We start from the raw sequence: 12,546 nt of genomic DNA on the forward strand, positions 1-12,546 counted from the left end.
TTGGAGCGCTCAGTCTCGCCGCTCGTCCACCAGCGCGGCGGGCGGCGCCACCCCAAAGGCACTCGCATAAGCAAACACCATCGCCCCGCGCGAGCGCACACCCAGCTTGCAGTAAATGGTCTTGAGATAGGACCGCACCGTGAATTCGCTCAGGCGCAACCGGTCCGCCACCTGTTTGGTCAGCAGCCCAAGACAGATCAGCTGCACGATCTGAAGTTCCCGCTGGGTGAGCAGGCGTCGCAGCGTGCCGGCCGCTTCTGCGTGGTCATCCCCTGCGGGATCGTCCTCCGGCACCAGCACATACCGATGCTCTCCCAGCTGGAAATGCGCCAGCTCCGCCCCGTGATACACCAGCCGCGCTCGGCCCTGCCCGGGATGTGATTGCTGGCGCGGGGTCTGTCCGTCCACACACAGCACGACGTAACGCCGGCCGTGCAGTTCGACGGTGCTGCAGCGTGCTCCGGTGCACGCGGCGGGGAGGTCAAGATCCATCATGAGCGGATGCTCCCTGCTGGGGATCAGGGGCGCGATTGTCAACGCGTCCGTGCGCTACCGTACAGCTTCAGACTGGGGGGGCCGACGCCATCGCGCCCCCGCGATCGAGTGCCCCCGTCTGAGGACGTGCGGCCGGGCGCCTTCCCCTGCAGGGCCCCATCCGCCGGCCCTCAACCGCGCCGGTGCTGATGCGCGCCCGCCGCTGCACGTGCGCGCCGGGGCGCCCGCCAAGTCGCGGATTGAGGGGTCGCACCGCGCTGCCTAGAGTGCCTTTCATGCGGCGTCTGCCGCGATGGATTGCGCAGGAGGCTCAAGATGCTCAACCCCTTCGACAGTGCCGAGGATCTGGCGCTTGACGGTGACCTGGCCACGGACGGTGGTGATGCGCTGTCGCACGGCGACGGTTTCGAGGACGAGGCGCTCGGCGACGGCTTTGAAGCCTCCGACGGATTCGAGAACGACGGCATGGACAGTGCCGACGGCTTCAGCGCCGACGGCTATGACGCCGGAGATGGCTTCAACGAAGACGGTTTCGGTGGCGATGGCTTCCAGAGCGATTCGTTCGGCGCCGATGCCTACAGCGCCGATGCCTACAGCGCTGACGACGCTGCGCACGGCGATGGCCTGGATGGCGGGACGCATCGGGGAGATATGGACCTCTGGAACGCCTTTGAAGAGGAAGTCGCCGACGGTCTGGACGCCGCGGAAGAAGATGAGTTCATCGGCCGCCTGCTCGGCGGGCTGGGGCGCGTGGGCGGCATGCTGATGCGCCGCGCCGGTGGCGTGCAAGGCATTGCACGCACAGCCGGCAACGTCGCCAGGGGCGCTCGCCGGGTCGGCCAGATCGCCGGCCAGGCCGGTCGGCTGGCGGGCCGCGTCTCCCCCGCGGCCAGCGCCGCTGCCAGGCTCGCCCGCCTGCTCGGCGCCCCAGGATTGGCCTCCGGGCTGGACACCGTGAGTCGCGGCGCCCGCACCGCCGCACAGATCGGCCGTCGGGCCAGTGGCCTGGCGGGCGGCGTCGGACGCGCGGCCGCCGGTTTCGGCTCCACCGTCCAGGGTCTGGGTCAGGCCGCCGACAGCGGCCAGGCCCTGCTGGCGCAACTCAGCCAGCTGATCGGCGGCGGCGGTGATGAGTTCGATGACTTCGACGCGATGGCCGACCTCTACGACGACGGTGTCGACGAAGCCCTGCCCGGCATGGTGGCCATGGCCGCTCGCGCCGCGGCGCGAGGACTGGGATTCCAGAACCTCGCCCATCTCGGTCAGGCCGGCCGACGCGCCCTCGTGCGCGGCGTGGCCGCCGCCGCCCGCGAGCTGATGCGCAGCCGCGACCCGCAAGCCATTCGGCAGCTGCCCCGACTGACCCATGCCGCGGGCCGCACCGCCGCGCGCACCGCCCCCACGCCGCAGCAGGCCACCCAGCGCATCCGGCGGGCCCTGCCGCGCACCGCACGCCGCGTGGCCACCCAGCCCCAGGCGCTGCCCCCCGCCACTCGCAGCCGGCCGGCCAGCGTGGCCTCGCCGGTGGGCCGCGCCCGAAACCTCGGCCGCGGCCATCGCCCGCGGGCCGTCGTCGGCCAGCGCAGCTTCAAGATCGATGGCCCGGTCACCGTGACCATCTCGCCCCGGTGAGGCGCCGCCGCAACCGCACGCCCGCCCTGTGTTCCCCCTTTTTCCTGGAGCCTCACCATGGACCGCTTTGAAACCGACCTGATGGAAGACCTGATGGCTGACGCCGCCGAAGGCCCCGCGCGCAGCGCGATGGACGGCTTTGATGAATACGACGGTTATGACGACGACGGCTTCGATGCCGACGGCGGCGACGAGGGTGATGACGAGTTCATCGGCCGCCTGCTCGGGGGCCTCGGCGGGATCGCCGGCCGCCTGCTGGGCGGCGGCGGCGGCGGTGGAGGCGGCGACGGCTTCGATGAATTCGACGAAGGCGACGGCTTCGAAGCCGCCGATGAATTCGACGAGGACGACGGTTTCGACGACTTCGATGCTGATGGCTATGACAGCCCCGCGGCCAGTTTCGATGACGGCGACGCGATGGAAGAGGCCGTCGCCGATGCCCTGGATGCCGACGACGGTGACGAGTTCTTCCGCCGGATCGCGCGCCTGGCTCGCGGCGCGGTGAATGTGGCTCGCCGTGTCGGCCAGGGGGTCGGCCAGGTGGCGCGTGTGGTGGGCCCGATCGCCAGCATGATCCCCATCCCGCAGGCACAGGCGATTGGCCGCATCGCCAATATCGCCGGCCGCCTGCTGGCCGATGGTGCCGATGAGTTCGAGGCCTTCGACGAACTGGTGGATGGCCTGGACGAAGACGGCATCGACGCCGCCGCCCCGGTGCTGGCTGGGATGGTCATCCGTCGCGCCCTGCCCGGCGTGGCCCGTGCGGCGCGGCCGGTGCGTCGCGCTGCGGTCCGCGCCGTCAGCCAGGCGGTGCGCACGGCGGTGCGCCGTCAGGGTCCGACCGCTGCACGCGCCGTGGCCCGCACGGTGCGCGCCACGCAGCGTGTGGTGCAGCGCCGGCGTCTGCCGGCCCGCCAGGCCGTGACCGTCGTGCGCCGCGCCACCCAGGCGGTCGCCCGCCGGCCCCAGGCAGTGCGCCGTCTGGCGCGGCCGCTGGTGCCCACCGCGCGGCGGGTGACACCGCAGGGCCAGGCGGCCCGCGTCGTCGCCCGGACCGTGGCCCCTGTGGCCCGCCGCGCCGCTGCGGTGGTGGCCCGTCCCGGAGCGGCGCGGCTGCCGGCCGCACGGGCTCACGGCATGGGCCACGTCTGCGCCGCCTGCCGGGGACGCCGCATCCGCATCCTGCGCGGCCCGGTGACGATCTCCATCGGCCGCTGAGCCCCTGGCCGCAAGCCCCCTGCCCCTCGCCGCCCCACCCTCCCGCAAGCCCGCCGCCCGCGCCCGGACACCACCATGGACACCCGCCGCTTCCTGCAGACCAAAATGGCCGGGCTCGCCGCCCGCATGAGCCGGCTGGCCCGCATCGACAACGCATTTGTCGGCCTGCGTCCGCAGGACCTGCCGTATGCACCGTCGCCGGAACATTTCCGGGTGGCCAACCAGCGGCTGCACAAGGTCGAGCAGCGCATCCGCACCCGCTTCGCGCAGCTGCGTCATCACTGGCAGGACCAGCCCGTGCAGCGGACGCTGATCGACATGGCGCTGGTGGAGCGGGAGCTGGACCGCGCCCGTCGGCTCTTCGGCATGTTCTACGAAGTGTTTGCGCAGCGCGGCACCAGCTTCGGCCCGGCGCTCAGCGCGCACGACACCATCGCCCAGGACTGCTACGTGGCCGTGCGGGAAGCCGCGCCGCGCATCTTCGACGGGCCGCTGCTCAAGCCGGTCTGCTACATGGAGCACGGCTATTCGCCGGCCACCATGCGGCGCGGCGTGGCACTCTCCCGGCTGCTGGGCGAAGCCAACCCCTTCCCGCTGATCCGCATCCCCTGGGACCGTGACCAGCCCTGGCAGAGCGTGTTCCTCCACGAGGTGGCCCACAACCTGCAGGCAGACCTGGGCATCTGGCAGGAGAACCGGCAGGCAGTGGTGCGGCGCGTCATCGGTCAGTTGCGGGACCCGTTCCTGGCCACCGTCTACGGCCGCTGGCACAAGGAGATCTTTGCCGACCTGGCGGCCATCCTGCTGGGCGGGCCAGCGGCGGCCTGGGGCATGGCGGACTTTCTGGCCCACCCGGCGCCGCGCACCATGACCTACCGCCCGGGCGGCGCGCATCCCACCGCCTACCTGCGGGTCTACCTGCTGGCAGAAATGATGCGCCGCCTGGGCTTCACCCGGGACGCGACGCGGCTGCTGCGGGTCTGGCAGACCCTCTACCAACGCGACGGCCCCAACCGCATCCCGCCAGCGCTGGTGCAGAGCGTGCCGCGCCTGGTGCCTGAAGTGGTGGACGAGATCGCCTTCCAGACACGCCGCAATCTGGCCCAGCGGGCCCTGGTGGACGTGATCCCGTTCCGCCGCGAGGACGAAGCGGCCATCCGCGCCGGCGCTGCGCGGCTGCGGGAAGGCCGTCCCACGGAGTTGCCGCCGCGCCACCTGGTCAGTGCGGCCCATTACGCCCTGGAAGCCGGCCGGGTGCAGCCCACCGACCTGGCCCACCGAGTGACCCGCGAACTGATTGCGCTGGGCCGGGAGAGCCTCCAGGCCGCGGCCTGAAGCAACCACTGGCCTTGCCGTCCATGACACCGACAACTCCGACGACATCGACGACCCTGATGCCCACGGCCCGCCCCAAGTCCCCGACACCGAGGTGAACCATGCCTACATCCCTGACGCCCTCTTCCGATCCCAAGGCCGCCAGCCATGCCATCGACAACCTGCTGCGGCGGGAGTTGAAGGTGGGCGACCCGAGTGACCCGGAGCAGATCGCCCGCGCCCTGGCCGACCGCTATCAGGCCAGCCCACGCACCCAGGCCATCGAAGGAGAATCCCGCGGCCTGCCCTTCCTCCAAACGCCCATCGTGCGACCGGTCGGGGTGCAGACGCAGACCGCCAGCGACATCGACCTCGACCAGGCGCGCAGCGATGTCGAAGCCGACATGACGGAGCTGCTGCGGTCCACCTACAGCAAGGACATCCGGCCGGAGCTGGAGGGCTGGCAGTCCATCATCCAGCGCTCCATCGACGAAGGCGTGGCCTGCGCCCGGTTGGGGCTGGATCCGCAGCGCCGCGACACGGCCTTCGCCATGCGCCGGCAACTGGGTGAATATGCACGGCTCTCCCGCCTGATCGGCGCGATGGAGCCGGAGCTGAACCGCGACTTCCGCTCCCTGGCGCTCAGCCTCGATGAGGTCAGCGCGGTGCTGCTGGTGCTGATGGGCGAGTCGATGGCCAACATCGGCTTCTCCGGCGGTCGCTTCCTGCTGCAGGTGTCCTATGCCGAGCTGCAGGCCCGCCGCGATGCGGTGCTGAATGCGCTGCGCCTGGTCGACGGCTCGGGCGGCATGTCGTCCCAGCCGGGCCAGTGGCCGCGGGGCATCCGCGCCTACCGCACGCTGAGCCAGCAGTTCGAAGCCAACGGTCAGGGCGACCTTCGTTCGCTGATGAGTGAATCGGAAATGAGCCGCACGCTGGATCAGCTGGTGCAACTGGCCAGCGGCGGCACGCCGTATGGCTTGCGCTCCATTGGGGCCTCGGCCTGGGCACCGATCAACCGGCTCTACCGCTTCGTGCAGATCACCCTGCAGCCGGTGGCCCGCAGCTCGCCGGAGCTGGCGGCGCTACACGAAGCCATGATGCTGTTCCTGGGCGGCTTTGCCCAGGCCGGTGGCTTCCGTCTGCTGCGGGTGGCCCGTCCGACGGTGCTGAACTACGGCCTCTACGGATCCGCCACCATCAGCAAGGCCGAGCTGCGGCTGATGGAAATGGTCAATCTCCGTGGCGCGCTGGCCCGTGTGCTGGACAACCTGACCCAGTGCGCCTGCGACGAACACCGGGTGCTGACACAGACGGTGCTGGACAGCCTGCTGTTCTCGCTGGACCGCGCCATCGACTACTACTGCGTCGGCACCGACACCGAAGACTTCGGCGTGCCGGAGGCCCGGGCCGCCGCCTACAGCCTGCTGCTGGATGCCGTGCTGCCGGATCCCCTGCCGGCCCCCCCACCGGGCGCCGTCAGCTATCCAATGCCGGGACTGGGCTCCCTGCATCCGGCGGCGACACGCAACTGGCCGTGGACCCCGGCGGGGGCGCCCGGGCCCATCCAGCGCCCCCTGTATCTGAAGGACTACGTGCCCCACCACATCGGCGAGCTGCAGCCCATCACCGACCTGCTGGACAACCTGCGCGGGCTGCTGCGTCCACGTCCTTCGGGGACCTACCTGCAGGGTGCCTGGTGGGAAGGCGGCAATTCGGAAGACCGGTTCAACCGCTGGGTGCAAGGCACGGAAGACTGGACCGCCGGGGCCGGCTCGGGCTACAGCTTCGGCCGCATCCTCAAGGAAGAGCTGGCCCTCATCAAGCAGACCGACCAGGAGTGGCGGTCGGTGGTCAGCCAGATGACGACGGGCTATGTGGCGGTCGAGAAGGTCTTCAACAACCCGGCCACTCCGAGCAAGGACAGCGGCTGCCTGAGCCTGATGGTCGACCGGGCCATCGGCTTCCTGTCGGCCGCAACGGCCGGCAGTCCGAACGGGCAGATTCCGTTCGACAGCTCGCCGACGCCGCTGCGCATCCCGCCGCACTTCGAGGAATCGCTGGAGGTGATTGCACTGAAGCCGTAAGGCGACAGCCCATCACCTGTTCAACCCCATCTCCAGGAGCATCGCCATGCCCAGCATCCGGCTGACCCCCTTGCAGCCCACCACCTTCGACCAGTGGCGGGACCGCGTCCTCACCGTGCCCCGCCACACGCTCATCGAGGAGGCCGCCGAGGCGAGAACGGCCACCGATGGCAGCTTTGCCAGCCTGACGCGGCGGCTGGTGGGCGACGCAGAAGCCCCGCCGCTGGCCAGGCAGATCCAGCTGCTGACCGACACCCTCAAGACGCTGCTCAGCGACTCGCGCAGCGGCAATCCGGTGGGCATTGGCCAGACGGCGGCCGACCTGACGCGGGCCTTTGCAGCGGACGCTCCACTGACCGTTGCGCTGGGCAACTCCGCAGATGCGCTGGGCACCCTGGCCGGGCACGTCGACGATCCAGACGGGCAGGACCCTGAGCCGGTCCCCAGCGATGCCGGCATTCCGGACGACCACGCACTGGTGGTGCTGGCCGCGCTCGACCGGGTGCGCGCGCTGATTCTCGACCCCAGCGTCAAGAACGGCAGCCTGTACACCGCACTGAAGAATTGGGCCAGGGAGGAGAGCAGCGGCCAGGCCGGAGAGGCGCTGGCGGGGCTGGGCGATGACTGGTTGAGTCGCTTCAAGGCCCTCGGCGACGCACTGGTCAACGACCGCCCTGGTTCACCGCTGTCGGCGGCACGCCGCGAACGGCTCGGCGAGGTGATCGCCCTCGCATACGACGTGTCGCTCGCGCTGTCAGAGGCTGACGACGCCGGCAGCACCACCGCCTGACGACCTCGCACCCCAACGACCTCACGCACCACACCATCATCCCGGGCACTGCCCTCAACCGGCCCCATCAGGAGTGCAAGATGAGCTTCCAGACTACCGAAACCATTCAGCGGCTGTGGGAAACCTTCCTGCAGGAGCAGGTGGCCGGCCTGCCACCCGAAGAGCGTGGCGCCCTGTCCAACCAGTTTGAACAGCGCTTCAGCGAGCTGCTGGGCAAGTCCGCCGGCGACAGCGACAGCGGCTTTTTTGATCTGCTGGGCATGGGTCCGCAAGGCAACGTCGGCTTCGACAAGATCGCCTATCCCTACGTCACCCCGGACTTTGACGATGCCGTGGTGCCCAGCCAGCTGCACGCCGCCGCCGAGCTCTACTTCATCTACCAGCATGAGCGGATGAAGATCTTCGAGGTGGTGGAGACCCTGCTGCGGCTGTTCCGCCTGGGCAAGATGCGCATCCAGCGCGGCCCCGGCGCCCGCGGGCTGTATCTGCTGGAGAAGTGGAAGCCCCTGCGCTACACCCGCAACGACCGGATGATTGCCTATCGCCGCGCATTCAACTATGGCTCGGCGCAGCCACCCGCAGGCGCGGTGGTGAACCGCAACTTCCACCGCCAGGTGGTGGGCTTCATGGTGGCGGTGGGCCAGTACTTCCGTGACCTGCTGATCGGTGAAGTCATTCGCGGCGGCCAGCTCATCGACCAGCGGCCGTTCGGCAGCGTCGGCACCATCCAGCGCATCGGCCTGGACCTGCGCTATGCGCTGGACCGGTCCACCTACGGCAACATCTTTGCGCTGGCCATGGAGACCGGCCACTACCTGATCCAGGTGCTGAAGCTGCTGGACGCGCCCGACATCAAGAAGGCCTTTGACGCCAACACCAAGTGGGATGTGGTGGAGATCGTCTCCAACCGCTACCTGGGCGGCGTGGCCGAGCCGTCGCAGCGGGCCAAGATGGCGGAGAGCGGACGTCGGGTGCTGCAGTTCGTGGCGGACAACGACTTCAAGACCGCCGTCGACCCCATCCTCTTCCAGAACGTGGTGCGGCCGATGGGCGCTCATGCGGAGGCCTGGATTGCGGCCTACCGCATGACGCCGGAAGGCCGCGGCTTCCCGGGCGTGACCCCGGCGCTGCAGAGCGTGCTGGGCGTGCCGCAGGCGGCCTGAGCCCCTTGGGCCTCGCTCACGCCGGATGAGTTCCCCAGCCCCGCCCAGCCCCAGGAGGTGATCCATGCGGCGCGCAGATGTCTCGGTGCATGTGGAGCAGCGACGGATGCCCTGTGTGCTGGAGCCGTCCCTGCTGCTGACGCATGCGCAGGGCCCGTCGCTGGCGCTGCGGCTGGTGTCGGTGGTGGAGCCGTGGCTGACGCGCAGCTTCTGGCAGGCGCTGGACAACAGCGAGCTGCTGACCGGTCGGCTGCCGCGGCTGGGCAGCGCCGCGCCGATCAGCGCGGCCGCCCTCACCCGATGGATTCAGCTGCGCGAGCGCACCGACGAAAGCGCATGGGTGCTGCGATGGGTCGGGGATCGCATTGCCGAATCGCAATTGCGGGATGTGGAGGACCTGAGCCTGTTCGACCAGTTCGAGCTGCTGCAGGCCGCGCTGGAAGTGCGGGCGGAACACAAGGGGATGACGCTGCGGTCGCCGTGGCCCGGTCTGGACCTGCGGCGTGCGGCGCTGGATGCGCTGAGCCTGTCGGCCGTGCTGGAAGGGGCGCTGGTGCTGTGCGCAGCGTCGGCGGGGCAAGCGCCGTCCCTGGTCCTGCTGGCGGAGCAGCTGGGGTTTGAGGTGATCGAAGTGGTCGACCTCCTCGGCGGCGACCGTCTGGCGGATGGCGGCTCGGTTCGCCCGGCCTCCTCGGTTTCAACGACCTCGCCGACCTCCTCCTTGTTCTCCACGGAACGCGGACTCTTGCGGGAAGCGCTTGCGCGCGCGGGCCTTGCGACGCTGGCGCAGCAGCTGCCGCCGCTGGCGGTCCTGCACGTCGTGCGGATGGAGGATGCCGATGTCCTGTCCGACCCGTCGTCCACCGATGCGATCGATGAGCCGCTCGCGCTGGACGCAGCTGGCGACTGTCCACCGCCGGATCCCTGGGACGGCACGCGCGTCTGGTGGTACTGGCTGTAGACCCAAACGGAGACACACGATGTGGAGCGACCTGCCAGCGGCTGACCCAACCTCCCGCCGCCTTTCCGCGCAACGCCTGCCCCCGGACCGCCCCAGCGGCCCGAGGCTGAACCGGGACGAGCTGGTGATGGTGTCGGTGCAGGGGCAGATCGCTCATCCGGTGGCGGGGACGGCCCCGTATCGCATCGGCCACGACGGGGTGCCCCGTGTGCTGCCGGGCACCGGCGGCATCGTGCTCAACCGCCGCATCGGCGATCTGTGCGTGGGCCTGGCGGGGGACCACATCGAGCCTGGCGTCTCGCTGCACAACAACGGCCGCGAGGTCGTGGGGCCGCGGGACGGTCCCAACACCGCGCTGATCACCTATGCCTGCGTCGGCAATGTGGCGGAGGTGCTGAGCGGTCGGTGTCGAGGCCAGCGCGGCCTCGTCACGGGCAAGCATGGCGGGGTGAACCACGTGATGGTGGACTTTCCGACGCCGGTGCTGGAGAAGCTGGCGATCGGTGACCGCATCGGCATCCGCTCCCATGGCCTGGGGCTGCGGCTGCTGCGGTATCCGAAGATCGAGGTGATGAATTGCGATCCGGACCTGCTGGGGCGCTGGGGACTGCTGGAGCGGGACGGCCGGCTGCATGTGCCGGTGACCCATCTGGTGCCGGCGCGGTTGATGGGGTCCGGGCTGGGCAAGAACACGGCGTGGCGAGGGGATTACGACATTCAGCTGTCGGACCGGCCCAGCCGTGAGCGGTGGAAGCTGACCAGCCTGCGGTTTGGGGACTTGGTGGCCATCGTCGGCGCAGATGTGCGGCGGGGGCCGATCTTTCGTGAGAGCCGCGTCACGATCGGGGTGATCGTGCACGGGGACTCCACCGTGGCGGGGCATGGGCCGGGCGTGACGCCCCTGTTGACAGGGCCGGCCGCGTGTCTGCGGCCGTTGATGCGGCCGCAGGCGAATCTGGCGGAGATCTTCGGCGTGCGGCGCGCAGAGCCGCCCAGGGCGAGGCGTCTGCTGGTGGAGCGCGATGCGAGACGGGCGCCGTGTCGGGCTGCGGAGGCGCCAGGGCCGCGCCTGGCGTTCGAGACGGGGATGGGGGACGGGCACTAGCCGTAGGAGTGCTGGCAGGCGACCTTTGCCAGCCAGGGTGTAGTCACCCCGCTTCGGGTCTCACACCCGATCGGCCGACGGCACTTGCAGCACCCGGTCCAGCAGTTGTTGCTCCAGGCTGGCAAAGGCAGCATCTCGCAGCCGCGGCCGCGGCAGGTCCACGGACAGGTCCAGCGCCACACGACCCTGCTCGATCAGCAACACCCGGTCCGCCAGGGCTACCGCCTCTGCGACGTCATGGGTCACCAGGACGGCGGTGAAGCCCTGCCGCAGCCACAGGCGCTCGATCAGCCGCTGCATCTCGATGCGGGTCAGCGCGTCGAGGGCGCCCAGCGGCTCGTCGAGCAGCAGCAGTTGCGGCGTGTGCACCAGCGCACGCGCCAGGGCCACCCGCTGCCGCTGTCCGCCGGACAGCTTCGTCGGCCACGCCGGTCCCCGATCAGCCAGACCGACCTGCGCCAGCGCCCTAGCGGCTTGCGCACGCGGATCGGGCCCCGTCAGGCCCAGCGCCACGTTGTCCAGCACGCGGGCCCAGGGCAGCAGCCGGGCGTCCTGAAACATGAATCGCACCGAGTCGGGCGTCCCCACCTGCAACGCGCCCGCGCTCGGTGTTTCCAGGCCCGCCAGCAATCGCAGCAGCGTGCTCTTGCCGCAGCCGCTGCGACCCACCACCGCCACGAATTCGCCAGGGCGGATCTCCAGGTCCAGCTGGGACAGCACCGGCCGGTCCCCGAAGGTCTTCGTCACACCGCGCAGCTGGATCGGCCTGACGGAGCGAGGGCCTGTCCGCTGCCACGCGCCGCCACCGTGCGCCGCCTCAGGGAGGCTTGCATCACGGTGGAACGCATCACGGCCGGTTGCGTCCTGGCGCGTCGCGGGCGCCCGCTTCACTCCAGCGCCGCGTGCGACCGCCGCGGCTTCCCGCGCCGTCTCCTGCCGGCCGGGTCCGTCCTGCAGCTCCGCCCAGCCGCTTTCGGTGAGCACATCCAGATCGGTCATCGTCATCATGGTTGATACCCCGGATGCCACCGCAGCCAGATCCGCTCCAGCGCCTGCGCCAGCATGTCGGCTCCTTTGCCCAGCAGCGCATAAATCAGGATACCCACCAGCACCACGTCGGTCTGGAGGAACTCGCGCGCATTCATCGTCATGTAGCCGATGCCGGCCTGCGCCGACAGCGTCTCCGCCACGATCAACATCACCCACATCAGCCCCAGGGAGAAGCGCAGCCCCACCAGGATGGACGCTGTCGCCCCCGGCAGGATCACGCGCCGATACAGGGCCCATCCGCGCAGCCCGTATGAACGCGCCATCTCGATCAGGTCACGGTCCACATGCCGGATGCCATGGAAGGTGTTGAGATAGACCGGGAAGAAGACACCCAGGGCCACCAGGAACAGCTTGGCGCTCTCATCGATACCGAACCACAGGATCACCAGCGGGATCAGCGCCAGCGCCGGCACATTGCGCAGCATCTGCAGCGTGGTGTCCAGCGCCGTCTCAGCCCAGCGCCAGGAACCGGTGATCAGCCCCAGCGCCAGACCCAGTCCACCGCCGATGGCAAAGCCCAACAGCGCTCGCCGTGTGCTCACAACCAGGTGCTGCCACAGCTCGCCGCTGGCGGACAGCTCCCAGGCCGCCCGCGCCACCGCCGAAGGCGCTGGCAGCACACGAGTGGACAGCCACCCCCACTGCGCGCTGAGCTGCCACACCACCAGGATCAGCAACGGCAGCAGCCAGGGCAGCAGCGCTCGGCCCACCTTGCGTGCGGTGCTCATGGC

The 12,546-nt window shown here is 70.0% G+C and carries 11 protein-coding genes; 8 read left to right on the forward strand and 3 right to left on the reverse strand.

All coding sequences use genetic code 11. The features are described from left to right. Positions 1 to 9: 9 nt before the first annotated feature. Positions 10 to 495: a helix-turn-helix transcriptional regulator gene (locus tag FHS28_RS05080; protein WP_088448796.1), complete on the reverse strand. Its 486-nt coding sequence runs from the start codon at positions 493 to 495 to the stop codon at positions 10 to 12. 315 nt (positions 496 to 810) lie between these two features. Between FHS28_RS05080 and FHS28_RS05085 the strand changes: the two genes are divergently transcribed. From FHS28_RS05085 to FHS28_RS05120, 8 genes are all read left to right on the forward strand, one after another. After that, complete coding sequence (locus FHS28_RS05085) at positions 811 to 2,127, forward strand: hypothetical protein (RefSeq protein ID WP_088448795.1); 1,317 nt, start codon at positions 811 to 813, stop codon at positions 2,125 to 2,127. 57 nt (positions 2,128 to 2,184) lie between these two features. Continuing rightward, a complete protein-coding gene (locus FHS28_RS05090; protein ID WP_088448794.1) occupies positions 2,185 to 3,345 on the forward strand; it encodes a hypothetical protein in 1,161 nt (386 codons plus the stop codon). A 75-nt stretch (positions 3,346 to 3,420) separates the two neighbouring features. After that, positions 3,421 to 4,680: a hypothetical protein gene (locus FHS28_RS05095; protein ID WP_088448793.1), complete on the forward strand. Its 1,260-nt coding sequence runs from the start codon at positions 3,421 to 3,423 to the stop codon at positions 4,678 to 4,680. 101 nt (positions 4,681 to 4,781) lie between these two features. Further along, entirely contained in the window at positions 4,782 to 6,746 is a 1,965-nt protein-coding gene (locus tag FHS28_RS05100) for a hypothetical protein (protein ID WP_088448792.1), read from the forward strand. Between the two features lie 46 nt (positions 6,747 to 6,792). Continuing rightward, entirely contained in the window at positions 6,793 to 7,536 is a 744-nt protein-coding gene (locus FHS28_RS05105) for a hypothetical protein (protein WP_088448791.1), read from the forward strand. 80 nt (positions 7,537 to 7,616) lie between these two features. Next, on the forward strand, positions 7,617 to 8,699 hold the full coding sequence (locus tag FHS28_RS05110) for a hypothetical protein (RefSeq protein WP_088448790.1): 1,083 nt from the start codon (positions 7,617 to 7,619) through the stop codon (positions 8,697 to 8,699). Between the two features lie 64 nt (positions 8,700 to 8,763). Next, positions 8,764 to 9,660, forward strand: a complete 897-nt coding sequence (locus FHS28_RS05115; protein WP_088448789.1) for a hypothetical protein — start codon at positions 8,764 to 8,766, stop codon at positions 9,658 to 9,660. 19 nt (positions 9,661 to 9,679) lie between these two features. Continuing rightward, positions 9,680 to 10,765: a DUF4438 domain-containing protein gene (locus tag FHS28_RS05120; RefSeq protein WP_221193709.1), complete on the forward strand. Its 1,086-nt coding sequence runs from the start codon at positions 9,680 to 9,682 to the stop codon at positions 10,763 to 10,765. A gap of 60 nt (positions 10,766 to 10,825) precedes the next feature. Here the strand turns inward: FHS28_RS05120 and FHS28_RS05125 are convergent, their stop codons facing one another. Then, the gene (locus FHS28_RS05125; protein WP_246409500.1) at positions 10,826 to 11,773 is read right to left on the reverse strand and encodes an ATP-binding cassette domain-containing protein; all 948 of its coding nucleotides are present in this window, start codon (positions 11,771 to 11,773) and stop codon (positions 10,826 to 10,828) included. Beyond that, positions 11,770 to 12,543, reverse strand: a complete 774-nt coding sequence (gene ssuC, locus FHS28_RS05130) for an aliphatic sulfonate ABC transporter permease SsuC (RefSeq protein WP_088448787.1) — start codon at positions 12,541 to 12,543, stop codon at positions 11,770 to 11,772. Before ssuC ends, FHS28_RS05125 begins: the two co-directional genes overlap by 4 nt. Positions 12,544 to 12,546 lie beyond the last annotated feature (3 nt).

Origin of the sequence: Roseateles terrae (assembly GCF_014192155.1) — a bacterium.
Taxonomy (GTDB): Bacteria; Pseudomonadota; Gammaproteobacteria; order Burkholderiales; family Burkholderiaceae_C; genus Roseateles; species Roseateles terrae.

Excerpts from the sequence above, each read along its gene's own strand:
- FHS28_RS05120 (WP_221193709.1), top strand. The coding sequence starts at position 9,680 with ATGTGGAGCGACCTGCCAGCGGCTGACCCAACCTCCCGCCGCCTTTCC.
- FHS28_RS05095 (WP_088448793.1), top strand. The coding sequence starts at position 3,421 with ATGGACACCCGCCGCTTCCTGCAGACCAAAATGGCCGGGCTCGCCGCC.
- FHS28_RS05090 (WP_088448794.1), top strand. The coding sequence starts at position 2,185 with ATGGACCGCTTTGAAACCGACCTGATGGAAGACCTGATGGCTGACGCC.
- FHS28_RS05085 (WP_088448795.1), top strand. The coding sequence starts at position 811 with ATGCTCAACCCCTTCGACAGTGCCGAGGATCTGGCGCTTGACGGTGAC.
- FHS28_RS05100 (WP_088448792.1), top strand. The coding sequence starts at position 4,782 with ATGCCTACATCCCTGACGCCCTCTTCCGATCCCAAGGCCGCCAGCCAT.
- ssuC (WP_088448787.1), bottom strand. The coding sequence starts at position 12,543 with ATGAGCACCGCACGCAAGGTGGGCCGAGCGCTGCTGCCCTGGCTGCTG.
- FHS28_RS05115 (WP_088448789.1), top strand. The coding sequence starts at position 8,764 with ATGCGGCGCGCAGATGTCTCGGTGCATGTGGAGCAGCGACGGATGCCC.
- FHS28_RS05080 (WP_088448796.1), bottom strand. The coding sequence starts at position 495 with ATGATGGATCTTGACCTCCCCGCCGCGTGCACCGGAGCACGCTGCAGC.
- FHS28_RS05125 (WP_246409500.1), bottom strand. The coding sequence starts at position 11,773 with ATGATGACGATGACCGATCTGGATGTGCTCACCGAAAGCGGCTGGGCG.
- FHS28_RS05105 (WP_088448791.1), top strand. The coding sequence starts at position 6,793 with ATGCCCAGCATCCGGCTGACCCCCTTGCAGCCCACCACCTTCGACCAG.
- FHS28_RS05110 (WP_088448790.1), top strand. The coding sequence starts at position 7,617 with ATGAGCTTCCAGACTACCGAAACCATTCAGCGGCTGTGGGAAACCTTC.